This is a genomic window from Peristeroidobacter agariperforans (assembly GCF_004138335.1).
Classification (GTDB): Bacteria; Pseudomonadota; Gammaproteobacteria; order Steroidobacterales; family Steroidobacteraceae; genus Steroidobacter; species Steroidobacter agariperforans.
Window position 1 is genome coordinate 357,593 of the sequence record NZ_RYFW01000001.1, and the last position, 24,133, is coordinate 381,725.

Below are 24,133 nucleotides of genomic sequence, written 5' to 3' on the forward strand. Positions count from 1 at the left end.
CCTATAATGCCTGCCTAGGCAGTCATTGCCGAGGCAATCAAATGCCCAAGCCGCACTACAAGCCCGATTCCTTTCACCTGCGCGACAGCATGGGATACCTGATCAAGCGCGCGCAGCGCCTGATGCAGGAACGCATCGAACGCCTGTTCGAGCAGCAGAATTTCACCCTGCAACAGTGGGCGGTGCTCATGTATCTGCGCGACGGTCTCGCCACGACGACCGCCGACATGTGCCGCAACCTGCACCATGACAGCGGCGCGATGACTCGCCTCATCGATCAGCTCGAATCCCGCAAGCTCATCGAGCGACGTCGTAGCGCCGACGATCGACGCGTCGTCGAGCTTTCGCTCACCGAGGCCGGCGCCGAAGTCCTCGACACCCTGATTCCCACGGCATGCGATGCACTGAACACCGCGTTGGATGGCTTCACGCGTGAAGAAGTGAAGATGCTGCAGTCGATGTTGAGACGTCTGATAGGCCGGATGGAAGAGCTGATGCCCAACGCTCCGGCAGCCTCGGACAAGGAGAAAGTGTCATGAACGCACTTGCTCGCACGGGCGCATTGCTGCTCGCAATCGCCGCCGCGCTCAGCGGATGTGTGACTCCACCGAAGACCGAGCCACAGGTGCAATCGATCGCCGATGAGAGTGTCGGCCTCCGCGCCACCACTGCGCCGACCGTGACTGATCGATGGTGGGAACAGTACGGCGATCCACAGTTCGACCAACTCGTCTCCACTGCGCTCGAGCACAATCCCGATCTGCAGCAAACATTGGCGCGCGTGCGCGCCGCTCAGTCGCAAGTGCAGCTGGTCGTTGCGCAGCGTACGCCCGGCGTGACGCTGAATGGCGCAGAACAACGCGCCCGCTGGCCCGAGGAATATATTTATCCGCCGCCATTCGGTGGCGGCACCTACTGGTCCGGCCAACTGCTCGCCGATCTGTCCTGGGATCTGGATTTCTGGGGCAAGCAGGCCGCACTGATCGATGCTGCCAGATCGACCGTCGAGGCCGCACGGCTGGACTCGGAAGCCGCGCGGCTCGCGACGACCGTGGCTTTGTCACAAACCTATCTCGATTTGAATCGCGCCATCGCGCTCGCGGACATCGCGCAGCAGTCGCTGGAACAGAGAAAGCGCATTCTCGACATTACGCGCAAGCGCATCGACGCGGGTCTCGATACAAACGTCGAATTGCGTGAAGCCGAGTCAGCTGTGCCTCAGGCCGAGCTTGCTCGACTGCAGGCCGAAGCGGCGCGCGAGGTTGCCGTGCATCGTCTGGCTGCACTAGTCGGCGACGGCGCGGACGCTTACGAGCGGATAGGCAAGCCCACGCTGAATCTGGAAGCCGCTCTGTCGATTCCGACGGAGTTGCCGGCCGATCTCCTTGGCCGTCGTCCTGACATTCTCGCGGCTCGCGCACGAGTTGAAGCCGCCTCTTCGGAAAGAGCTGCAGCTCGCGCGGCGTTCTATCCGAATGTGAATCTCAGTGCGTTCGCGGGCTTTCAGGCGATCGGACTCGACAACTTGTTCGAAGCGAACAATCGCACTTATGGCTTCGGCCCGGCGATCAGCTTGCCGCTCTTCGAGTCAAAACGGCTCAAGTCCCAATTCAACACCGCGACAGCGCTGCAGGACGAAGCTGTCAGCTCCTATAACGGCGTCGTGCTCTCTGCCGTTCAGCAGGTTGCGGATCAGCTGACTCAGGTGAACTACAGCGCGCAGCAGCTACAACAGGCGCGCGCCACGCTCACCGCCGCGGAAGAAGCTTATCGGCTGGCGCAAAAGCGCTACGAAGCGGGGCTCGCGAATTATCTGTCGGTGCTGACCACCGAGACCCAGGTGCTGAACGCACGCACCACCTTTGTGGACATCCTTCATCAACAAGCGCTCGCTCGCGTGTCGCTGCTGCTGGCCGTCGGTGGCAACTTCACTGCCGCCAGCTGATCGGTACTCATCAACGGAATTCTTATGAGCGACACCCCTGCTCCTGCCAACGGCAACGGCGCCCGCAAGCGAGGCCTGCTGATCCTGGCCGCCGTCGTCGCGCTCGGCGCCATCGGTTACACCGCCTACTGGCTGACGGTCGGGCGCTATTACGAAAGCACGGACGACGCTTACGTCGCCAGCGACATCGTGCAGATCACCAGCGAAGTGCCGGGCGCCGTACTGGGCGTGCACGTCGATGACACGCAAAGTGTCGAGCGCGGCCAGGTGCTCGTCGAGCTCGATCCCGCCGATGCAAACATCGCCGTGGCTGCAGCCGAAGCAGAGCTCGCACGCACCGTTCGACAGGTTCGCGCGCTCTACTCGCAGGCCGATCAGCTGCGCGCCCAGATCGCTGAGCGTGAGACCGATCTCAGGAAGTCGCAGAACGACTACGCTCGTCGTCAGGCATTGGTCGCCGACGGCGCCGTCTCAGGTGAAGAGCTCGCACACGCTCAAGACACGATCGCTCAAACGCGCGCATCGTTGCAGGCCGCGCAGCGTCAGCTCGACGCCACGCTCGCGCAGATCGAAGGCACGACGCTGGAAGATCATCCCAACGTGCTCGCCGCCGCCGCCCAACTTCGCGACGCGTCGCTCGCTCTGCGTCGTACGACCATTCGATCGCCCGTATCCGGCACGATCGCCAAGCGCGGCGTTCAGCTGGGTCAGCACGTGAATGCGGGGGCGCCATTGCTCGCGGTCGTGCCGCTCGATGATGTTTGGATCGATGCGAACTTCAAGGAAAGCCAGCTGAAGAGCGTGCGCGTCGGTCAGCCGGTCACCGTGCACGCGGACATTTACGGCAAGGATGTCGAATACAAAGGCGCCGTTGCCGGCCTCGCCGCCGGCAGTGGCAGCGCGTTCGCACTGCTGCCCGCCCAGAACGCGTCGGGCAATTGGATCAAGATCGTTCAGCGTGTGCCGGTTCGCATCACGCTCGATCCCGAGCAGCTCGAGCAGAACCCACTGCGTGTCGGTTTGTCGATGCACGCGGAGATCGACGTGCGCGACACGTCGGGTCCGTTGGTGGCATCGCAGGTTCGCAATACGCCACAACCTGTGCAGAAGAGCGTCGGTGAAGACACCGGCATCGAGCAACGCATCGCCGAGATCATTCATCAGAACGCGACAGCCCATGGCGCGGTCGCGAGCAACCGTGGGAATACTCGTGGCGCGACGGTCGCCGCGATCGACTCCGCCGGCACGCGGCAGGCCAGCCGGTAATCGCAGGAGCTCCTGTGAGCACGAACGCTGCATCCGAGCAGGCGCCCATGACGGGCGGCGCCCTCGCCGTGACCTCACTGGCACTGGCGCTCGGCACCTTCATGCAGGTGCTGGACACGACCATCGCCAATGTTTCCATTCCGACCATCGCCGGCAACCTCGGCGCATCGGCGGACCAGGGAACGTGGGTCATCACTTCGTTTGCCGTCGCCAACGGTATCAGCGTGCCGCTCACGGGCTGGCTCATGCAGCGCTTCGGCATCGTGCGGACGTTCGTTGCCGCGGTGCTGGCCTTCACCGTCGCATCTTTCCTCTGCGGTGTGGCCTGGAACCTGGAATCGTTGGTCTTCTTCCGCGTGCTGCAAGGCGCAGTGTCCGGGCCGATGGTGCCCGGGTCGCAGGCGTTGATGCTGATGCTGTTTCCGCCTGCGAAGAAAGGACTGGCGCTGGCGCTCTGGTCAATGACGACGCTGGTCGCGCCCATCATGGGCCCGGTGCTCGGCGGCTGGATTTCAGACAACGCCACCTGGCCGTGGATTTTCTATATCAACATTCCGGTCGGCCTGTTCACGTTTGCCGTGTGCTGGTTCCAGTTGCGCAAGCGAGAGACGCCAACCCGCAAGCTGCCGGTCGATACGATCGGCCTGTCGCTGCTGGTGGTGTGGGTCGGCGCGCTGCAGATCATGCTGGACAAGGGCAAGGACGAAGATTGGTTCTCGTCGCCGTTCATTGTTGTGCTCACCATCGTCTCGGTGATCGCTTTCGCGGCCTGGCTGATCTGGGAGCTGACCGAAAAGCATCCCATCGTCGACCTGTCGCTGTTCAAGCATCGAAACTTTACGTTCGCGCTGATCCCGATGTGCCTGGGCTACGCGGTGTTCTTCGGCAACATCGTGTTGTTGCCGCTGTGGATGCAGACGCAGCTCGGCTACACGGCGACGTGGGCGGGATTGCTGGCCGCACCCGGCGGCCTGATCGCGGTGATCATTTCTCCGATGGCGGCGCGCTTCCTGGCTAGATACGACGCGCGCTGGCTGACCTCGATGGCGTTCGTCGCGTTCGCTGTTTCTTATTACATGCGAGCGCGACTGACCGCCGAAGCCGCGCCCATGGACTTCATCATTCCACAGCTGATTCAGGGCCTGGCGATGGGCACGTTCTTCGTCGCCATTCTCACCATCATGCTCGACGGCATCGAACCGCAGCGAGTGCCGGCGGCCTCGGGTCTTGCGATCTTCCTGCGCACCATCGCGGCAAGCTTTGCCACGTCGATCACGACCACGTTCTGGGATCGTCGCGAGGCGTTCCATCAGGCGCACCTGGCGAACAGCTCGAGCGTGTATGACGCCCCCATGCAGCAGGCGCTGGAACACATGCATTCGCTAGGTATGTCCGACAGCGCCGCCTTGGCGGCGCTCAACAAACAAATGGTCGGGCAGGCGTACCTGCTGTCCTCGATAGATTATTTCTGGATCTCGTCATGGCTGACGCTGGCTATGATCGCCCTCGTCTGGCTGGCGCGCCGACCGCACACTGGCGGCGCGGCGCACGTCGCAGCGGATTGAGTTTTAAATCTTCACCGCCCGGCCGGTGCGAATGGACTCGTAGATCGCCGACATGATCTTCACGTCTTGCAGGCCCTCTTCGCCTGAGACGATGGTCGGACGCTTCTCGAGAACGCAGCGGGCGAAGTCGTCGAGCTCGGCGGCGAACATGTCGACCTGGGGAAACGACAGCGGCTTGCCGTCGCTACGCGCACCCTTGATGCCGCCGTAGTAATACGCCGGATCCAGCTCGAACCAGCCGCGATCGCAGTTGGCGCGAAAGTTCTTGATGCCACCGACTTTGAAGCTGGCCGAGCAGTACGCCGTCGCGCCGCCCGGGAACTGCGCCGTCCAGCTCACGGTCTCGTCCACTTCTGCGAACTTCACCGGATCTGTTTTGGTCTCGGTCGCCGACACCAGAACCGGTTCTTCACCGGTGAGATAACGCGTCGCCTGCAGGGCATAGATGCCGACGTCCATCAGTGCGCCGCCGCCCGACAACGCGCGCTTGACTCGCCACTGATCGGCCGCACCCACGTCGATGCCGAAGCCCGCTTCGATGATCCGCACCGGGCCCAGCTCCTGCTCGCGCGCGATCCGAATGCATTCGAGATGATGCGGCTCGAACCGGCAGCGGTATGCGGTGCCGAGCATGCGATCCGCTGCCTTACAGGCATCGATCATCTGCTGGCAGCGCTCCACCGAGATTTCCAGCGGCTTTTCGCAGAACACGTGCTTGCCGGCTTTGGCGGCTGCGACGGTATGTTCCAAATGGAGCGCGTTGGGTGTGACGACATAGACGATGTCGATATCGTCGTTGTCGGCCATGCGATGCATGGTGTCGTATGTATAAACGCTGCGCGCCGGCAGGTTGTATTTATTGCGCCAGGCGTCGACTTTGCCGCTGGAACCCGTGACGATGCCGGCGAGCCGGCAGTGCTGGGTTTTTTGCAAGGCCGGTGCGATCTGGTCGGTGCTGAGCCTGCCCAGTCCGCACAAGGCGACACCTAGTTTTTTACCGGGACCGGCCTTCTCGCGTGTGGCAGCGGTGCTGATGAAGGGCGCCGCGAATGTGGCCGCGGCCGCGCCCTTCATGAAATGACGGCGGGAAAGTTCATGCATGTGCTCACTCCTTTGGGAGCGAGCTTACGACGATGTGAGCGTTACCTCCACCACCAAAACTGCAACGCGGTTTCGTTTGACTCGGACCGGTGGAACGCTAGGATAGCGGCAGCTATTCCCTGGCAGGCTCGAACGGCCTGACGCTGCGGCCGACGCCGCCGCCGCCATACAAGCCTTTGGCATATTGAGATTCGTCGCGTTGTTCTTTACACATGGACTCATCCCTTGCGCGTAGTACCGCCGAGAGGATAGTTGCACAAGCCCGGCGGGCCAACAACTGATCGTTGGTACGGACCGCCCGGAGCCTCAATCGACCATGACCAAGACTCGCAAAGGCGTGGGGCATCGGTTCCTCGAGAAGGCGAGCGCGATCCTGCCCGAAGATTCGTCGCAGTCGGCTGGCGCCGGTAACGACAAGAGCGATCCGTTGCTGCCGAATAGTCTCGGATCGCTCGATACGCCCCTCGATGACACCGGTTCGCACCCCGATCCTGCCGGGTCGATCATCGGCTCCTATCGATTGATTCGAAGCCTGGGCCATGGCGGCATGGGCGAGGTATTTCTCGCCGAGCGCGCCGACGATCAATTCCGTCAGAACGTCGCCATCAAGCTGGTGCGCCGGGGCTTGCTGTCCGGGCAGGTGCAGGGCCGGCTGCGCCAGGAACGGCAGATCCTCGCTTCGCTCGATCATCCGAATATCGCCCGCCTGTACGACGGCGGCACGACGCCCGACGGCACTCCATACATCGTGATGGAGTACATCGACGGCGCGCCAATCGATATCCATTGCGACCAGCGCCAGTTGACGATCGCGCAGCGGCTCCGCCTGTTCATCACAGTCTGCTCCGCGGTGCATCGCGCCCATCAGAATCTGATCGTTCACCGCGATCTGAAGCCCTCCAACATCCTGGTCACTCGCGATGGCGTGCCGAAACTGCTGGATTTCGGGATAGCAAAACGACTCGATCTGGATGAGCAGGCTGCGATGTACACGATGGCGGTGACCCAAGCCGACATGCGGGTCATGACACCGGACCATGCCAGCCCCGAACAAGTGCGCGGCGACTTGATCTCTACCGCGAGCGACATCTACGTCCTGGGTGTGCTGTTGTATGAATTGTTGACCGGCTACAAGCCGTTCGCCCTGCGCGGCAAACACTTTGGCGAAGTCGAGCGGACCATCTGCGAGGACGTGCCCGCGATGCCGAGCGAAGTGATCGCAACGGCCGAGCGGCAGGAAGACAGCGGCCTCGGAGCCGTCGCCGCCCAACGCTCCACTGGCATCGCCAAGCTGCGGCGCGAACTGCAAGGCGACCTGGACAACATCGTCGCCATGGCCATGCGCAAGGAGCCCGAGCGCAGATATTCCTCGGCGGAGCAACTGGCCGGCGATGTCGATCGCTATCTGCGAGGCCTGCCGGTGCTTGCTCGGCCGGATTCGTGGAACTATCGAGCCGGCAAGTTCGTGCGGCGTTACGCACTCGGTGTGACGCTGTCCGCGGCGCTGATCGCCACGCTGATCGGCTTCACGGTCACTGTTTACGTGCAATCGTTGCGCATCGAGCAGGAGCGCGACCTGGCGCAAGCCCAGCGCAACATCGCCGATTCACAGCGCGAGCGCGCTGAAGCGGTCTCCGGGTTTCTGATCGACTCCTTCAAAGTCGTCGATCCGTTCGCCGAGGGCAGCAAGGTAATCACAGCGCGCCAGATCCTGGACAATGGCGCCGCACGCATCGCACACGAGCTGAACGATCAGCAGGCGATCAAGGCCGACGTCCTCGACACGATCGGCAGCGCTTATCTCGGGCTCGGCTTGCCCGACCAGGCCCGGCCGCTGATCGAGCGAGGTCTCGCCATGCGCCGGCAGCTGTTCGGCGAAGACAGCGCGGCGGTAGCTAGCAGCCTGTACACGTTGGATCAGGTCTACGAAAAAGAGGGCAATCTGGACATCTCTGAACAGCTGGCGAGCCAGGCCCTGGCGATCAATCAGCGCCAGACCGGCCCGGTCAGCATGGCCACGGCCACCAGCTTGTGCCGGCTGGGCGCCATCAAAAAAATCCGAGGAGAATTCGCCTCGGCAGAGAAGCTGCTGCAGTCGTGCCTCGACATCTACAGAGCGCGCCTCGGCCCGCATGACGCGCTCGTCACGATACCGCTCGACAACCTGGCGCACATCGCTTCACAGCGCGGCGACAGCCAGCGGGCAAAAGCATATCTTGCCGAAGTACTCGAGATCGATCGCAGGACGCGCAGTGAAGAGCATCCGTATTACATCCGTCATTTGATACGGCTCGCGGAAGTGACCCACGATCTCGGCGAGACGTCCGAAGCGGAAGCCCTGTACCGCAAGGTGGTCGCGTTGAATCAGCGCGTGCTGGGTCCCGAGCATCCCGAGAGCATCGATACATTGAGTGCTTTCGGCACATTTCTGGTGGAAACCGATCGATTGGCCGAAGCACAGCAAGTGCTCACGACGGTCCTGGAAGCCAATCGGCGCGTGCGCGGTCCCACTCACAGCTATATCGGCAACGACCTGGAGAACCTGGGCCGGCTCGCCTACCGCCGCGGCGATTTCGCCGGCGCCGGGCGCTACCTCGAAGATGCGCTGGAAATCTATCGCCAGCGTTTGCCGCCGACCCATGGCTTCATCGCAACCTCGCTGACCACGCTCGGCCGGACGCAGCTGGCGCTGCACCGGCCGCAAGAGGCTCAACAGTCATTAGTCGAAGCCGTGAAGATCTGGCAGGTCGAGTACGGCCAGGACAGCTCCGGTTATCACATCGCGAACGCGGCGCTCGGGTGGGCCAAGGCCTTACAAGGTAACTACGCAGACGCCGAGACCGCCCTGCTCAAGGCCTATCCAAAGCTCAGCACGTCGACCCGCAAGAGCGATCGCGAAATGGCAGCCGACGTTCGCAGATGGATCGAGCAGTTATATTCAGACACGGGACGGCCGACTGCAGCCAAGGAATATTTCTCTTCTTTGCAGCAGCGCTAGCGATTAGTGCATTCGTCCGGTTGCAACGAGTGGCGGGAGCCTGCAGTATCCGCTGCGACCAGCGCTCCCCACCCTCCGAACAACGAGAGAAGCTGCTGTGCGAATCCTGATCGCGGACGATGAAGTCGCTCAATCCAAAACGCTGCGCCCGCTGTTCGCGGCCGGCGGCAAGGGAAGATCGAAGGTTCGCGCCACCGCCGGCGCCCCCGACATCGGCAGATTGATCTTCGCTCGAGCACCACGAAAGGGCGCGAGCAAAGTCAGCAAAGGTCGAGCTGGCAGCGCGCAGCCCGGCAGCGACGGCTTCGACCTCGGCGATGAACCTGAACACGCCGCCACGATTCTCGATGCGCTGGGCATTACGCTGCTGAACGGCGGCATGCTGGACGAAGGCGCCAGGCTCATCGAGCTCGCCCTGCGGATCCGGCGCAAATTTTTCGGCAACGACCATCCTGCCACAGCACTGAGCCTGAACAGCTATTCCCGAGTACAACGCGAGCGCGGCGACTATGAAGCGGCCACCATAGCGGTGCAGGACGCGTTGCGTATCAATCGCAAGGTTTACGGCGAGCGCGGCCTGCCGGTGGCAGTGAGCCTCAAGGAGCTGGGAATCGCGCAACTGTTGCAGGGACTGTTCGTCGATGCCCGCAACTCTGCGAGCGAGGGACTCGAGATCCTGAAACAAACCGGTTTGTACGAAACCGACCCGAATACGACGCGGCTGCTGGATGTGCTGGGCCGTGCGCAATGCGCTCTGCATGAGCTGGACGCCGCTGAAGAAACATACAAGACGCTGCTGCCGCTCGATCAAAAGCAACTCGGCACCCGCAAACACCCCAAGTACGCCACTCACCTGGCGAACTTCGGCCTGGTGCTCGAACAGCGCGGCAAGCGCGCCGGCGCAGTTCGCGCATATCGGAACGCCATCGATCTGTATGTCGGTACGCTGAATTGGGACTGTCACCCGAATCTCATCGACACCTACGCCAACCTGGGCTCGCTGCTACGCTCGCTGCCCAAGCAGGCCAAGGACGCCGGCAAGTACCTGCAGAAGGCGCTGGACCTCGGTCTGCACATCCGGGGCGAGTCGCACGTGCTGGTCGGCAACGACTACGCAAACCTGGCGCGCTGGCAATATGACAGCGGCGCTCGGGATGGGGCGACCAAGGGTTTTGCCCAAGCCCTGGCCATCTATGCCAGCAACGTTCGCAAGCGCGCGCTGCCCGCCAATCATTTCTTCATCGCCGAGACCCTGACCTGGCAGGGCCGGATCGCTGTCGAGCGCGACAGCGCGGCGGGCGGCAAAGAAGGCGAGACCCTGCTCCGCAAAGCCCTCGAGATCTGGCCAGCACAGCTCGGCCCGAACACCCCGGGCGAGAATCTGGCCAAGGCGTACCTGGGCCGCGCCATCGGGCTGCAACGGAGCGACGACGCCGAAGCCTGCCGCCTGCTGTGCGAGGGGTATCGGGCCTTGAAGCAGGACCCGCAAGCCAGCCCCGAGGTACTCCGCCGGCTGCGCGGTTGGCTGACGGAACAGGGCTGTAGCTGTGAAGAACCTCCAGCGTCAAGCAAATGACGCTCTCTGGCACGAAAGGGTCATTGCCCACCCCCTAGCGCAGAAGTACGATGGCTCCCGATCCACATCGGGAATACAAACCCATCCGCACGGCGACGGACCGACCGATGCATTTCTGGTAGGCAACTGTTTCGGGGCAGTGTCATGAAAATTCTCATCGTCGATGATCATCCGTTGTTTCGTGCCGGTTTCCACGCGGTGCTCGAGCAGAGCGACCTGGATGCCGGTGTGTTGAGCGTGTCCTCGGTTCCCGAGGCGCTGCAGTCCCTGCAGACAGACGGTGACATCGGCCTGGTGCTGCTCGACATCCACCTGAAGGGCGAGGATGGTTTCAACGCACTGAAGGTGATCGGCGAGCGCTTCCCGACCACGGCCTGCATCATGATTTCCGGCGACGATCAGCAAGCGGTCGCAGCCCGTGCGGTTGCCGCCGGCGCTTCCGGTTTCATCCCCAAGTCCTTCACCGCCGACGAGATGATTGCGTCGATCCGTAAGGTGCTCGCCGGCGAAGTCTTCGTCCCCGAAACGACCAATCTCACCGCCGCCGAGCAGCCCAATGGGCTCACGCTGCGTCAGTTGGAAGTCATCAGCATGTTGGGCCGCGGTTTCTCCAATAAGGAAATCGCCCGTGCTCTCGATGTTGCCGAACGCACGGTGAAGGCACACGTGAGCGCAGTGTTCGAGGCGCTCAATGTGCGCAATCGGACTCAAGCGGTGCTCGTCGCGCAGAAGCGAGGCTTCCTGCCGTCGGCGCCGGCTTACGCGAACGCGCGCTAACTCGTTTCTCTAACAAACCCGCCTCCACATGGACGCCGCACTGTTGCGACGCGTTGAGCAGCAGCGCGTGGAAATGTTGTATGGCAATGCGCTGGCCGTCTCCGGCTCCGCATTGCTGATGGTGGCGATGATTGCGGTCATCACCTGGCCGCACACTTCTCACACACGGATCATCGGCTGGTCGATCGCGACGCTGCTCGTGCAGGTCGGCAGCCTGGTGCTGACGACAAGCTTTCGCAACGCAGACAATCGCGCGACCGCGTCGAGCTCGTGGGGCTGGCGCTTCGCAGCCGCCTCGGGCATTGCTGGCTGTGTGTGGGGCTCTTCGGCCTTCGTACTGGTCGACTCGAACCAGTCGCTGACGCTGGCTTTGATCGCAGCCTGTCTGGCCGCCCGCGCCACGATCAGCGTCATTACTCATGCTCACTTCCCGCCGGCGCTGCACGCGTTCACTGCACCTGTGTTCGGCTTGCTGGCGCTTCGTTACATCATGCTCGGCGGTTATGGGAATGCCGCGCTCGGCGTCATGTGGTTCGCGGTGCTCGGCTACTTGTTGTTGTTCGGGGATCGCCAGGCCCGAGAGCTCGTTGCGCAAATCCGGTTGCGCTATGAAAACGAGCAGCTCGTCGGTCAGTTACAGCAGCAATATGCGCTCGCCGATCAGGCCCGCGCCCGCGCCGAGTCCGCGAGCCGCTCGAAGTCTTTGTTCTTCGCAGCCGCGAATCACGATCTGCGCCAGCCCCTGCACTCGCTCGGCTTGTTTGCCACGGCCTTGCGCAATGGCAAGGTCGACGAGCAAGGCCGTCGCATGATCGATCAGATCCTGCAAGCCACCGAATCGCTGGAGCAGCTGTTCGACAACCTGCTGGATATCTCCAAGCTCGATGCCGGCCAGGTCGAAGTCAAGAAAGAAATCGTGCCGGCGAACCTGGTGCTCGATCGTTTGCGCAGCACGTTCGCCAAGTCGGCGGAAGAAAAGGGGCTCAAGTTCGTCGTGCGCCGCTCGCGCGGCGTGCTGTACACCGATCCGACGCTGCTGTTCCGGGTGCTCTCCAATCTGGTCTCGAATGCACTTCGCTACACCGAGCGAGGCGGCGTGATCGTCGCGTGCCGCAAGCGGCGCAATGGCGTGAGCATCGAAGTGTGGGACTCGGGCATCGGCATTCCGCCCGAACAACACGAGCGCATCTTCGAAGAGTTCTATCAGCTCAACAATCCGGCCCGCGATCGCTCACGCGGCCTGGGATTGGGCCTGGCCACCGTGCGTCGTATCGTCAGCCTGCTCGAACACCCGTTGAACGTTCGCTCGACGCTGGGCCGCGGCTCGCGCTTCAGCATCGAAGTGCCGCTCGCCGATCCGAACAAGATTCACTCGGGCGCCGCGACCATCGAGCAGAAGGTGCCGAACCTGATCGGCGGCAAGCTCATCATGGTCATCGACGACGAAGAATCGGTGCGCCTCGGCATGCAGAGTCTGCTGGAGAGCTGGGGCTGCAAATGCATCACTGCCATGGATTCGGACCAGGCATTGGCCAGCATCAACGGCCGCGTGCCGGACTTCATCATCGCTGACCTGCGGCTGCGCGGCGATCGCAATGGCATCGATGCAATTCGCGAGCTGCGTGCGAAGCTGGGTGACATTCCCGCAGTGCTGATCTCCGGCGATACGGCGACCGAACAACTCCGCAAGGTCAGCGCCGCCGGCCTGACGATGATGCACAAGCCGCTGAAAGCAGTGCGCCTGCGCGCCCTGCTCAATCACGAGTTCGCGAAGAAACAGCGCGCCTGATCAAGTCTTGGAGGAAGGACTGGCGTACGTGAAGGGATTCCGGCACGCCAGGGCCATGCCGCTGTAAACGATGGTCTCGCGCTTCGGATCGGGCACGCGGAAGAAGTTGCTGCCGATCAGATATTCCGTCAGCACATACCGCTCCAGGCCTTCGAGGCCGTTACGCGCTTTGGAGATGTGCGCCGGCAGCCATGGCACGAAGCGATCGGCAAACACGGTCACCTTCACTTCCTTACGCTGCATGCGTTCGCTGGCCAGCATGTCCTTGATGAAGGCTTGCAATGAAGCGGGGTCGAGATCTATGTTCGGCAAGTTCTCTCTGACGACCCGTTCGATCCAGCTCGCGCGATAGTTGGTCAGCTGCTCCCAGGAGGCAGCACCAAAGACTCCTAGCGCGACAGCGGCGCTGGCGCCACCGATGAGCAGCTTGCGTCGACCCGGCGAGAATGTGTTGCTCTGTTTCATCGTCATCTCACGCGATCAAAGCAGCACTGCGCAACGACAGCGCCGCCACGCTCAAGCTGGGATTCGAGTTCGGGCCCGAAGGAAACACCGAGGAGCCCACGACCACGAGGTTGCGAACATCGTGATGGATCTGGCTGGCGTCGATGACCGACGAAGCTCGATCGTTGCCCATGCGCAGCGAGCCCTGGATGTGAGATTCGGTGTCGCGCATGCCCTTGAAGTCGATGCGCTCGACCGGCAGCGGCTCGAGCACCTTCTCGATGTTCGTGAGCGACTCCTGCAGCCCGCGCTTGGCATAGTCCGAAACGTCTGCGTGCAGCACCTTCGGCATGCCGTCGTCGTCGAGCACCACGCGGTTCGAGTCCTGCGGCAGATCTTCGACGACAACCACCAGCGGCGCGAGCTGCCGCCAGCGTCCATATTCCTTGCGCAAGCCGTGCGGCCAGCGGTTGTCGAAATAGATCAACGCGCCCGCGTAGTCCTTGCGAAACGGGCCGTCGTACAGCGAATAATTCAGCGCCGTCGTGATCGTGCCGCCGTCGAGGCTGTCCAGGCCTTCGAGCAACACTTCCAACTGGTAGCCGACTTGTTCGTGTATGCCCACACCGGTCAATGGATGATCGATCCCGGAACGCAACAGGATGGCGGGGCTATGAATTGCGTTCGCACCCAGCACGAACAGATCGCCGGTGACTCGACGCTCGGCGCCGCCTTTCTTATAGAGAGCGGCGCGCACTGTGCCGCCGGCACGATCGAAGTGCGTCACTTCGCAATCGGTCCGGATCTCGACGTTGGGATGCTCGCGCAGATTCGCAAAGCCGTTCTCGAATGTGAATTTCGCATTCACCGGACACAGATTGCACCGCGCCGAGGCACAGCACGGCGGGCGTCCAGCATCTGCAACACTGGCGCGCGCCGTGGCAATCGGCACATGAAACTGCGGCTGAGCCTTGCGCATGATCGCGTCGACCGCCGTCTGTTTGTGCGGCGGCTGAGGAAACGGCGCCGAGCGCGGCAGGATCTCCCCCATTTCCGGCGAGCCGGCCACCGACATCTTGGTTTCAGCAGCGAAGTAGTAGGGCTCCAGCTCGTCGTAATCGAGCGGCCAGTCCTGCGCCACTCCGTATTTGCTGCGCATCCGGAAGTCGCTCGGATGAAAGCGCGGTGTCTGCGCGTACCAACAGTTGGTGCCGCCACCGACGCCAATCGTGAAATTCCAGACCTTGTTCGCCGCGTCGGTGCGGAACGTAGAGCTGGGCACGATGGTCGAGTTCTTGTTTTGTTCGAGCTGCCAGGCGTGCGAATTGAACGTGCCGCGCTCGAGCATCAGGATCTTCGCCGCCGGCCGCCTGCTCAGATATCCCTCGACAAAAAACAGGGAACCGAATCCCGAGCCGACCACGACGACATCGAAATGCTCTTGAACCATCCGTCCTCCGAACGCGCATCGGACTTAAACCGACGCCCAGCCAGTTGGTTCCGTCTACACGTAGATTTTGCGCGCCTGCCTGACAGCGGGCTGCGGGTTTCCGTGTAAGCTTGTCCCCATCGAGCAACACGTTGAAACTATTTCATGCCCCGAACTTCCGAACCCGCCGCGAAAGGCGTCAGACTGCAAAAAGCCATGGCCGACGCCGGCCTCGGCGCGCGACGCGATTGCGAAGAAATGATTGTCGCCGGACGCGTACAGGTGAATGGACGCGTCGTGAAGACCCTGCCCTGCTTTGTTGAGCCTGCAACCGACGTGGTCGAGCTCGACGGCGAAGTGATCGAGCTGCCGGTTCCGGAAGACAGCGCGGACGCGGGCGGTACTGGCAAGTCGGGCTCGAAGGCGCGCGCCTTCATCTATGTTTTGCTCAACAAGCCCAAGGGCGTCATCACGACCACGAGCGATCCCGAAGGCCGCCGCAACGTGCTCGACCTGGTGCCGCAGTCGTTGCGTCGTGACGAGCGCTTGTTTCCTGTCGGCCGGCTGGATGGCGATTCCACCGGTCTGCTGCTGATCACCAACGACGGCGATCTCGCATATCAGCTCACGCATCCGAAGTTCGGCATCGCCAAGGAATATCGCGTGCTCACCTCCGGCCTCGCCACCGACGAGCAGCTGCAGAAACTTCGCTCCGGCATGTATCTGGTCAATCCGGCGGCCGATGGCACGAAATCATCGAAGAAGGCTTCGATGGAGTCCGTGCGCATCATCAAGCGTTTTGTCGACCGAGCGCGCGGCGATCGGACGATGCTCAGCGTGACATTGCGCGAAGGTCAGAATCGAGAGATCCGCCGCATGCTCGCGCGCGTCGGCTTGAAAGTGCGCGAGCTGGAGCGAGTGGCGATCGGGCCGCTGCGCGCAGGCGATCTCAAGCCCGGGCAGGCCAAGCTGCTCGGCAAGAAGGATGTGGAGAAGCTGCGGTCGGCGACGTTGAGCAGCGACTGACTAGCGCTGCTGTCTATCCAGCAGTCGAATCAAACCTTCCTGCGCGACCGACGCGACCAGCTTGCGGTCGCGGCTGAACATCTCCGCTCGCGTCAGCCCCCGGGCGCCGCCGGCAAACGGGCTCACCGCCTCTACCAGAATCCATTCATCCGCTCGCGGCGGACTATGGAACCACATGGCGTGGTCGAGGCTGGCCATCATCACATCCTTGTTCTGCATCGCTGTCGGATGTTTCAACAAGGCCGTCGAGACCAGGAAGTAATCCGACAGATAGGCCAGGCCCGCCAGCTGCGTGAGCGGATCGTCCGGCAGCGGCGAGGTGGAGCGAATCCAGTACTGGGCTCGCTGCAGCGACTGCTTGCGGAGCATGAACATCTCCGGATTCACCGGCTTCAACTCGATGATGCGCTGTTGCGAGAGCAGTGCGACGGCCCCTTGCGGCAGGCGGTCGCCGAACTTCTCCACCAACTGTTGCACGTCCATCAGATCTTCCGGATCGGGCACATCGCCACTGACCGTCACTTCGTGCTGCAGACCTTCCTCATGCCGATGGAAGGACAGCTCCATATGGAAAATGGGTCGCGATCGCTGCCGGGCCACGACGCGGCGGGTCGAGAAACTGCCGCCGTCGCGCGTCAATTCGACGTCGTAGATGACGGGGATATCGCTGGCGCCGGCGAGCAGGAAATAGCCGTGCAGCGAGTGGCAGACACGGTCGGCGGCCACCGTGTGCTGGGCGGCTTTCAGGCCCTGGCCCAGGATCTGCCCGCCGAACAGCGTGCGATTGACGTTGATCTGGTTGACCTGGCTGCGGAACAGATTGGTGTCGAGCTGCTCGAGCTCGAGCACTTCACGCAGACACTTCGGAGCCGGGGGCGGCGAAATCGGGATGGCCATGCCGGCGAGTGTAGCATCGGGGTGGGCCTCACCGGTGGCGGCGGGCCACTCACCGGCAGTGAGCGGCCGCCGACCCTCGAGCCCTACTCGGAATCTGCTAATTTGGTTAGGCTTTGCGCAATTTTTACGGCTTTGGCCGGCAATGGAACCTTGGAGGGTGCATGTTCAGCCGTCTTGGTAACCTGATCAAAGGCTTCTTCTCCCTCTTCATCTCGGGCATCGAGAAGCGCAACCCCGAAGCCCTGCTCGAGCTGGAGCAGGAGAACCTCCGCAAGCAGATCGCCAACTTCAATCAGGGCCTCGCCACCCACGCTGGCCTGTGCGAACGGATCATGGGCCAGGTGCGTAAGCTCGAAGCGGAACAGAAGGACCTGCGCGCCAAGACAGCCGCACATCTGCGCGCCGGCAACAAGTCAGCGGCCGGCCAGTACGCCCTGCGTCTGCAGACCATCGAGTCGCAGCTCGAAGAGAACCGCAAGCAGCTCGAAGCGGCCGAGGGCACTTACAAGAATCTGGTCAAGGCCCGCGACGTGGCGGTGCAGACCGCGCGCGCCAAGATCGAAAGCTTGAAGGGCGCCATCAACGACATGAAGATGAATCAGGCCATGGCCGAGATCCACGAAATGGCCTCGGGCATGATCACCAGCATTGGCGGCTCGGGCGACACGCTCAATCGCCTGCACGAGATGGTCGAAGAAGAGCGCACCAAGGCTGCCGGCCGCGCCCGCGTCGCCAAGGATTCGATCGACATGACCGACGTCAACGTGCAGGAAGCCGAGATGAATGCGCTGGCCGATCAGGCCCTGGCCGACTTCGCCGCGCGCGAAGGCATTTCCATCGAGGGCGGCGCGCCAGCCGCTCCGGCTACGCGCACGATGGGTGCGCAGTCTGAAACGTAACGAGCGGGCGAGAAAGGCGATGCCTGCACCGCATGGAGCACCGGCCTGGGCCAACGAGCTCGCGCTCGCCTATGAAAGCGGCGCGCACGGGCAATTCATTCTGTACGGCAACGTGCACGATCGGATTGCCGTCGGCGCGCAGCTGGTCGGCCTGGTCGGTTATCTCGAAAGTCACCTGCTCTCCAGCTTTCAAGTGGTGCTCTCCTACGATCTGGGCAATGGCATCACCATCGAGCGCGGTGGCGAGCTGGTAGAGAAATGGCCCGGCGCGAATCTGCAGACCATGCCGCGCGAGCCGCAGCCGGCGCTGCAGTGGATCAGCCGCTATCTGCGCTATCTTGGCAACTTGCGTGCGCTCGGCCGCGAAGTAAAAGAAAACGTCGCAGTCATCCTGCGAGGCGTCGATCACATCGTGCCCGCCGATGGCGCCGGCTTTGAACACGGCAGTCTCACGAGTGTGTTGCGCGACTGGTCCTCAGAAGCGCCGTTCGCCGATCTGCCCTTCACCAGCATTCTGATCGCCGACAATCTCAACGATGTCGAGCCGCTCGTCGCGTTCAGCACGCACGCCTCGCGCATTCGCGTGCCGCTGCCGGAGGCGGCCGAGATCGAACGCGCGCTGACCCTGCTGCGCACGCATGAACCGAAAGCTTTTGCGCCGGACGCGAATCTCGCCCAGATCGGTGCGGCCTTGGTTGGTGTGACGATCTCGGCTTTGGAAAGCCTGGTGAAAGTCCGCGACCATTCCGGTCAAGCGCTCAGCAGCGCGGATCTCACTCGCATCAAGAAAGAACTGGTGGAGCGCGACTCCGCCGGACTGGTCGAGTTCATCGAATCGGCTCGCACCCTCGATGCGTATCACGGCCAGGAAGCGTTGAAGCGCTGGCTGCGCCAGGACATCAAGCTGTGGCAGACCGGCGATCTCAAAGCGCTGCCCATGGGTTATCTGCTGTGCGGTCCGGTCGGCACCGGCAAAACGTTTCTAGTGGAATGCCTCGCCGGCGAGGCCGGCGTGCCGGTCGTCAAGCTCAAGAACTTCCGGGATCGCTGGGTGGGCTCGAGCGAAGGCAACCTGGAGAAGATCTTCCGGCTGATCCGCGCGCTCGGCCGCTGCATGGTGTTCATCGATGAGGCCGACCAAACGCTCGGCCGTCGCGACTCCGGCAGCGGGGACAGCGGTCTGTCGGGCCGTTTGTATTCGATGATCGCGCAGGAGATGTCGGACTCGTCGAATCGCGGCCGCGTGTTGTGGATCCTGGCATCGTCCCGGCCTGACTTGATCGAAGTCGATTTGAAACGCCCTGGCCGCGTCGACGTCAAAGTGCCGCTGCTGCCAACCAGCACGCATGCCGAAAGCGCCGCACTGATCGGCGCGCTCGCAAAACGCTACGGGCTGCAGTTGAATGACGGCGATCTCACTGCGCTTCAACCGCGCATGCCGTTGCTGTTGACGCCGGGTGCGGCCGAAGCGCTCGTCGTGAAAGCTTATCGCCGCGTTCGCACGGAAAGTTTGGAGCCGCGCGCCGCGTTGGATGCGTGCCTGGTCGGTTATCAAAACCCGGTGCCGGCCGACGTGCTGGAATTCCAGATGCGCATCTCGATTCGAGAAGCCACCGATCTCGCCTTTGTGCCGCCGGCGTTCCACAAGTACGCCGAGCCCACTGCGATCCCATGAGCGGCTCACGCTCTTATCTCGCCGCGGCTTTCAACGCCCGTCCTTTCGGCATGCCCCTGCCGCCGAACTGGTTCGGCATCGCCGCGTTTGCCTTGCTCGGCGCCTTCGTGAATCCCGGGCTGTGGTTGATTGGCGCCGGCCTGGAAGGTTTGTATCTCTGGGTGGTGTCCCGCAATGAACGCTTCCGTGCCGCCGTCGATGCGGGCGGCAAAGGCGACGATTGGGTGGCGCGTTACAACGCGCTCAGCTATCACCTCGACGAAGACGCCCGCCGCCGCCAGGAATCCATCGAGTTCCAGGCGCGAGAGATCGTCGATCTCCTGTCACGCACTGGCGCGACAGAAATGCAGAAGAGCGATGTGCGCCAGATGGCGTGGCTGCACCTGAAGCTGCTCGCCGCCCGTGCTTCCGTCCTTCAAGTGATCAATTCGGCAGAGCGTGACAAACGCGCGCTCGAAGAGCAGGAACGTCGGGTGATCGACCGGCTGTCCGAAGACGCCATCGGCGATGAATTGCGGCGCAGCCTGGAGCAACAGCTCGAAGTCCTCCGCTCGCGTCGCGCCGGACATGCCGACGCCCAGCATCGTCGTGAGCTGATCGAGGCCGAGTTGGAACGGCTCCGCCAGCAGGTTTCGCTGGTTCGCGAGCAGGCCCTGCTCGCGACGGACGAACATAGCGTCGCGTCGTCACTCGATGCGTTGTCGGCGTCGCTGAATGAAGCGAATCGTTGGCTCAAAGATCAACGAGAGTTGTTCGCGGGCCTGGACGGGCTCACTGACGAGCCGCCGCCAGCAGATCTGCTTCGGCCGCGAGCGACGAAGCGTCGCGGTGAACGGATCGCTCAATGAGCAACGAGGCTCCGGCCGACGCCCGGCGCCGGAAGGAGCTGGAACCCACCAGCCCTCGCGAACCACCGACGTCCTCTTCGCCTAAGAAACAAACACAGAGCTCTCAGCAAGGACTCACACCATGAGCAACCTCAAAGCAAGACTGATCCACCGCGGCTCCGCCGCCGGCAACATCATCACGCTGCTGTTACTGGTCGGCATCATTGGCCTGGGCGCTTATTTGTGGCTCGGCAAGAAAGGCGGCGACGGCGCGGAGTCCGCAACCGACTCCGGTACGTCATCGCAAAGCACGGGCAAGGCCGCCAGCGGCGAGGGCGACGCGCCTGCGCCGATTGAACCTGTGACCGGCTCCCCGACCCTGGAAGCTGCAGCCACCTACGTCCCCAAAGACAACGTGCTGCAAATCGATATCAGCGAGTACGCCGGCTACGGCGGCCTGATCGTCGCGAACGGCGGCATGGAGCCGAATCCCGAGTCGTTCTTCGCCAAGGAATACGGCTTCAAGGTGAAGATCACCAAGAGCGAAAGCGAAACCTGGTCGGCGCTCAACAACGGTCGCCTCGCCGCTACTGCTACAACGACCGACGCACTCGCCGTGCTCGGCCGTCAGTTCGACGCCGTCGTTCCTCTGCAGATCGGCTATTCGCGTGGCGCCGACATGGTCGTCGTCGATCGAGGCATCACCTCGGTCAATCAGCTCGCGGGCAAAGTCCTGGCCGCCTCTCAGTTCAACGAGAGCGAATTTTTCATTCGTTATCTTGCCCAGGAAGCCGGCGTGCCGGTCACGGTCTTGCGCGATCTGGACTCCAAGCCCGCCTCCAGCGAGCTCGGCCTCGTGTTCTATGACGACGCCTCCATCGCCTGCGAAGCCTACGCCCATGAGCTCAGTGGTTCGCAGCGCTTGAACGGCTGTGTGGGCTGGACACCGTTCACCGATGAAGTCGTCGAAAAGTCGAATGGCGCCGCGAAGGTGCTCGTCTCCAACCGCAACCTGCTCGTGATCGCCGACGTGCTCGCCATCAATGGCGGCTTCGCTCGCGCGAATCCGGATATGGTCCGCGGCCTCGTGCACGGCATTCTCGAAGGCAACCGCCGCTTGCGGGATCAGCAGGCTGCGAACATCGGCATCGTTGCTAAGGCTTTCGGCTGGAGTGACGTGGACGCGCGGGATGAATTGTCACGCGTGCATCTCGCGAACCTTCCGGAGAACCGCGCGTTCTTCTCCGGCACGATCGATTCCGCCGGTTCGTTCGGCGGCATCTTCCAATCGTCAGTGCTGGCCTATGGCAGCGTGATCCGCAATCCCACGGACGCTTCGCGCTTCGCCGATGTCACCGCACTCGATGAGTTGGCGAAGAAGGGGTTGTTCGCCGATCAGAAGATCGCCATCGCGCCGATCCGCAGCTCCACGCAGGCCACGCTCGAAGGCGATCCGCTGCTGAGCAAGGACATTCGTTTCTTCTTCGAAGCGAACTCCGCCGTGCTCGACAAGAACGCGCCGCAGAACCAGGAGTACCTGGACACCATCAAGCGCTTCCTGCAGGTCAGCCCCGGCTCGACCGTGCTGCTGAAGGGCCATGTCGATAACGCACGTGTGAGCGAATTCCGCGATCAGGGCGGCGAGCAACTGGTGAAGAGCATGGCGCTCAAAGCGATCGAGCTGTCCCGTCAACGCGCGATGGCCGTCAGCGAAGCGCTACGCGCACGTCACAAGGACATCGTTCCATCACGCATCGAAGTCGTCGGCCGCGGCTGGGAAGAGCCCGCCGGTCCGGATAGCGAGCTGAACCGTCGCGTCGAAGTGCAGTGGTTTACGCTGGAGTAAGCGTCGGCCTGAGCAATCAGGCCGCCACAGTGAAGCCGATAGTGGTGGCCCCACTCTCGCTCTCTGCGAACACGGTGCCGCCGTGCATGGTGGCCACCGCACGCACGATGGCGAGGCCAAGCCCATGGTTCTCACGGCTGCCGCTGCGGGAGCTGTCGACGCGATAGAAGCGGTCGAACAGCCTCGAAAGGTGCTCCCGCGCGATACCGGAGCCGGTGTTCTGCACCGAGACGCGAATCGCGCCCGGCTGCTGCAAAACGAACACGACAATCTCGGCACCGCGCGGGGCGTGCTGGACGGCGTTCTGTAACAGATTGGTCACAGCGCGCCGAAACAGAGATGTCTCGATACTGGCCTGCGCATCGCCCTCGATGCGCACCTTCACGCCAGCTTCTTCGAAGATGAACTCCAGGTACTCGACGGCGTGCGACACTTCCTGTGCGATCGACACCTCCACCCGGTTCGGCGCGCGTTCGCCGCGATCCGCACGAGCCAGGAACAGCATGTCGTTGACGATGGCGCGCAGCCGTTCGAGATCCTCAAGGTTAGAGTGCAAAGCTTCTTTTAGTTCCGTGACACTGCGCTCGCGCGACAACGTGACCTGCGTTTGACCGATCAAGTTGCCGAGTGGCGTGCGCAACTCATGCGCCACGTCAGCGTTGAATGCCTCGAGCTGCTGATACGCAGTCTCGAGCCGCGACAACGCGCCGTTGAAAGAGTCGGCGAGTTCGGAAAGTTCCGGCGCCAGCGTGTCAGTCTGCAATCGTCGCGACAAATGCCCCGGCGACAGCCCACGCGCTTCGCCTGAAAGCCGGTCGAGCGGACGCATGCCGACGCGCGCAATGTAGTACCCAAGCCCAGCGGCGCCCAACGCACCCACGACCGTCAATGCAATCAGCCCGACGGTGAACGCGCGCAGCGTTTCGACGAACGGCTTCGAATCGATGCCCACCGTCAAAAGTACCGCGGGACGCTCGCCGCGAGCTTCGACCTCCGCCGAGTAGGTTTTCAGTGGCGCATCGTGCCCCGGCAGCATGGCTTGCCCGAAGCCGCGCGTACCGATCATGTGTCGCTGCTCGTCGGTCAGCGACGAGCCATAGAGGAAGCGACTGTCGTTACTTTGCACCCACAGGCTGACGCGATTGTTCTCGGAGATGGAATTGTCGAACTTGGTACGCACATACTCCCAATGCTCCACGTCGTCGTTGCGCATGATGATGGGCTTGTACATCGTCCAGCGCGCCTGCAGCTCGTTGCTTTGATGGCGCTCGAGCTCGCGCTTCAACAGCCCGTGCATGGCGACGCTCAGCACCGCGAGCATGACGAAGCTGGCGACGGCGAACATCGCAGCCAGGCGCTTGCTGATCGACAGCTTCATGCGTCCTCGCTTTGTTCATCGCGCACTTCCAGCACGTAGCCCATGCCACGCACCGTGTGCAGCAACGTCGGTTTGAAGGGATCGTCGAGCTTGCTACGCAGCCGTTTCACGGCCACCTCGACGACATTGGTGTCGCTATCGAAATTCACGTCCCACACCAGCTCGGCAATGGTCGTCTTGGAAAGAATCTCGCCCTTGCGACGGGCGAGCGCCGCGAGCAACGCAAATTCCTTGGCGGTTAGATCGAGGCGCTGACCGTTGCGCCACGCCTTGCGCGCCAGCAGATCGATCTGAAGATCGGCGATGCGCAGTTGCATGGCCTCCTGGCCGCGACTGCGGCGAGTCAGTGCTTGCAGACGCGCCACCAGCTCGAGGAACGAGAACGGCTTGACGAGATAATCGTCCGCCCCTTCGCGCAGGCCACGCACACGATCGTCGACACGATCGCGTGCCGTCAGCATGATCACCGGCGTCTGGCGACGCTCGCGCAAGGCATGTAAGACGGAAAAGCCGTCGGTGCCAGGCAACATCACATCGAGCACGATCACGTCGTACTCATATTCGAGCGCCATGTGTTTGCCATCGAGCCCGTCGCGCGCCACGTCCACGACGTAGCCCTGCTCACGCAGACCTCGCTCGAGATAGTCGGCCGTTTTCGGCTCATCTTCTACGATCAGAACTTTCATGGCATCGTC

The 24,133-nt window shown here is 62.6% G+C and carries 19 protein-coding genes; 13 read left to right on the plus strand and 6 right to left on the minus strand.

Annotated elements, in window-relative coordinates:
- The first annotated feature begins 41 nt into the window (after nucleotides 1–41).
- From EK373_RS01570 to EK373_RS01585, 4 genes are read left to right on the plus strand one after another with little or no spacing between them, the layout of a single operon-like run.
- Nucleotides 42–539, plus strand: coding sequence for a MarR family winged helix-turn-helix transcriptional regulator (locus EK373_RS01570; RefSeq protein WP_129640994.1), 498 nt, complete (start codon nucleotides 42–44; stop codon nucleotides 537–539).
- Nucleotides 536–1,945, plus strand: coding sequence for an efflux transporter outer membrane subunit (locus EK373_RS01575; RefSeq protein WP_129640995.1), 1,410 nt, complete (start codon nucleotides 536–538; stop codon nucleotides 1,943–1,945). The genes EK373_RS01570 and EK373_RS01575 overlap by 4 nt, the downstream gene beginning before the upstream one ends.
- A 24-nt stretch (nucleotides 1,946–1,969) precedes the next feature.
- The gene (locus EK373_RS01580) at nucleotides 1,970–3,211 is read left to right on the plus strand and encodes an HlyD family efflux transporter periplasmic adaptor subunit (RefSeq protein WP_129640996.1); all 1,242 of its coding nucleotides are present in this window, start codon (nucleotides 1,970–1,972) and stop codon (nucleotides 3,209–3,211) included.
- 47 nt (nucleotides 3,212–3,258) lie between these two features.
- A complete protein-coding gene (locus EK373_RS01585; RefSeq protein ID WP_129643242.1) occupies nucleotides 3,259–4,776 on the plus strand; it encodes a DHA2 family efflux MFS transporter permease subunit in 1,518 nt (505 codons plus the stop codon).
- A 3-nt stretch (nucleotides 4,777–4,779) separates the two neighbouring features.
- Here the strand turns inward: EK373_RS01585 and EK373_RS01590 are convergent, their stop codons facing one another.
- Nucleotides 4,780–5,877 carry a Gfo/Idh/MocA family protein gene (locus EK373_RS01590; RefSeq protein ID WP_129640997.1) on the minus strand — a complete coding sequence of 366 codons (1,098 nt, stop codon included), beginning with the start codon at nucleotides 5,875–5,877 and terminating at the stop codon, nucleotides 4,780–4,782.
- 316 nt (nucleotides 5,878–6,193) lie between these two features.
- Between EK373_RS01590 and EK373_RS01595 the strand changes: the two genes are divergently transcribed.
- The 4 genes from EK373_RS01595 to EK373_RS01610 all read left to right on the plus strand — a co-directional run bounded on the left by EK373_RS01595 (nucleotide 6,194) and on the right by EK373_RS01610 (nucleotide 13,017).
- The gene (locus tag EK373_RS01595; RefSeq protein ID WP_129640998.1) at nucleotides 6,194–8,875 is read left to right on the plus strand and encodes a tetratricopeptide repeat protein; all 2,682 of its coding nucleotides are present in this window, start codon (nucleotides 6,194–6,196) and stop codon (nucleotides 8,873–8,875) included.
- A gap of 97 nt (nucleotides 8,876–8,972) precedes the next feature.
- On the plus strand, nucleotides 8,973–10,451 hold the full coding sequence (locus EK373_RS01600) for a tetratricopeptide repeat protein (protein ID WP_129640999.1): 1,479 nt from the start codon (nucleotides 8,973–8,975) through the stop codon (nucleotides 10,449–10,451).
- A 144-nt stretch (nucleotides 10,452–10,595) separates the two neighbouring features.
- On the plus strand, nucleotides 10,596–11,228 hold the full coding sequence (locus tag EK373_RS01605; RefSeq protein ID WP_129641000.1) for a response regulator transcription factor: 633 nt from the start codon (nucleotides 10,596–10,598) through the stop codon (nucleotides 11,226–11,228).
- A gap of 28 nt (nucleotides 11,229–11,256) precedes the next feature.
- Nucleotides 11,257–13,017 carry an ATP-binding response regulator gene (locus EK373_RS01610; RefSeq protein ID WP_129641001.1) on the plus strand — a complete coding sequence of 587 codons (1,761 nt, stop codon included), beginning with the start codon at nucleotides 11,257–11,259 and terminating at the stop codon, nucleotides 13,015–13,017.
- On the opposite strand, the gene EK373_RS01615 is transcribed toward EK373_RS01610, so the two are convergent.
- Both EK373_RS01615 and EK373_RS01620 read right to left on the minus strand, forming a co-directional pair.
- On the minus strand, nucleotides 13,018–13,482 hold the full coding sequence (locus tag EK373_RS01615) for a hypothetical protein (protein ID WP_129641002.1): 465 nt from the start codon (nucleotides 13,480–13,482) through the stop codon (nucleotides 13,018–13,020).
- A 7-nt stretch (nucleotides 13,483–13,489) separates the two neighbouring features.
- Nucleotides 13,490–14,911 (minus strand): GMC oxidoreductase, encoded by a 1,422-nt coding sequence (locus EK373_RS01620; RefSeq protein WP_129641003.1) that lies wholly within the window; start codon nucleotides 14,909–14,911, stop codon nucleotides 13,490–13,492.
- A 144-nt stretch (nucleotides 14,912–15,055) separates the two neighbouring features.
- Between EK373_RS01620 and EK373_RS01625 the strand changes: the two genes are divergently transcribed.
- Entirely contained in the window at nucleotides 15,056–15,916 is an 861-nt protein-coding gene (locus tag EK373_RS01625; protein WP_129641004.1) for a pseudouridine synthase, read from the plus strand.
- On the opposite strand, the gene EK373_RS01630 is transcribed toward EK373_RS01625, so the two are convergent.
- Nucleotides 15,917–16,813, minus strand: coding sequence for an acyl-CoA thioesterase (locus tag EK373_RS01630; protein WP_129641005.1), 897 nt, complete (start codon nucleotides 16,811–16,813; stop codon nucleotides 15,917–15,919).
- Between the two features lie 161 nt (nucleotides 16,814–16,974).
- On the opposite strand from EK373_RS01630, the gene EK373_RS01635 reads away from it, so the two are divergent.
- The 4 genes from EK373_RS01635 to EK373_RS01650 all read left to right on the plus strand — a co-directional run bounded on the left by EK373_RS01635 (nucleotide 16,975) and on the right by EK373_RS01650 (nucleotide 22,060).
- Nucleotides 16,975–17,712, plus strand: a complete 738-nt coding sequence (locus EK373_RS01635) for a PspA/IM30 family protein (protein ID WP_129641006.1) — start codon at nucleotides 16,975–16,977, stop codon at nucleotides 17,710–17,712.
- Between the two features lie 19 nt (nucleotides 17,713–17,731).
- On the plus strand, nucleotides 17,732–19,387 hold the full coding sequence (locus EK373_RS01640) for an AAA family ATPase (protein WP_157994181.1): 1,656 nt from the start codon (nucleotides 17,732–17,734) through the stop codon (nucleotides 19,385–19,387).
- Nucleotides 19,384–20,235, plus strand: a complete 852-nt coding sequence (locus EK373_RS01645; protein WP_129641008.1) for a hypothetical protein — start codon at nucleotides 19,384–19,386, stop codon at nucleotides 20,233–20,235. Before EK373_RS01640 ends, EK373_RS01645 begins: the two co-directional genes overlap by 4 nt.
- A gap of 121 nt (nucleotides 20,236–20,356) precedes the next feature.
- Nucleotides 20,357–22,060: a phosphate ABC transporter substrate-binding/OmpA family protein gene (locus EK373_RS01650; protein WP_129641009.1), complete on the plus strand. Its 1,704-nt coding sequence runs from the start codon at nucleotides 20,357–20,359 to the stop codon at nucleotides 22,058–22,060.
- A 16-nt stretch (nucleotides 22,061–22,076) separates the two neighbouring features.
- On the opposite strand, the gene EK373_RS01655 is transcribed toward EK373_RS01650, so the two are convergent.
- Nucleotides 22,077–23,438 carry a heavy metal sensor histidine kinase gene (locus EK373_RS01655; RefSeq protein WP_129641010.1) on the minus strand — a complete coding sequence of 454 codons (1,362 nt, stop codon included), beginning with the start codon at nucleotides 23,436–23,438 and terminating at the stop codon, nucleotides 22,077–22,079.
- Entirely contained in the window at nucleotides 23,435–24,124 is a 690-nt protein-coding gene (locus EK373_RS01660) for a heavy metal response regulator transcription factor (protein WP_129641011.1), read from the minus strand. Before EK373_RS01660 ends, EK373_RS01655 begins: the two co-directional genes overlap by 4 nt.
- Between the last annotated feature and the right edge of the window lie 9 nt (nucleotides 24,125–24,133).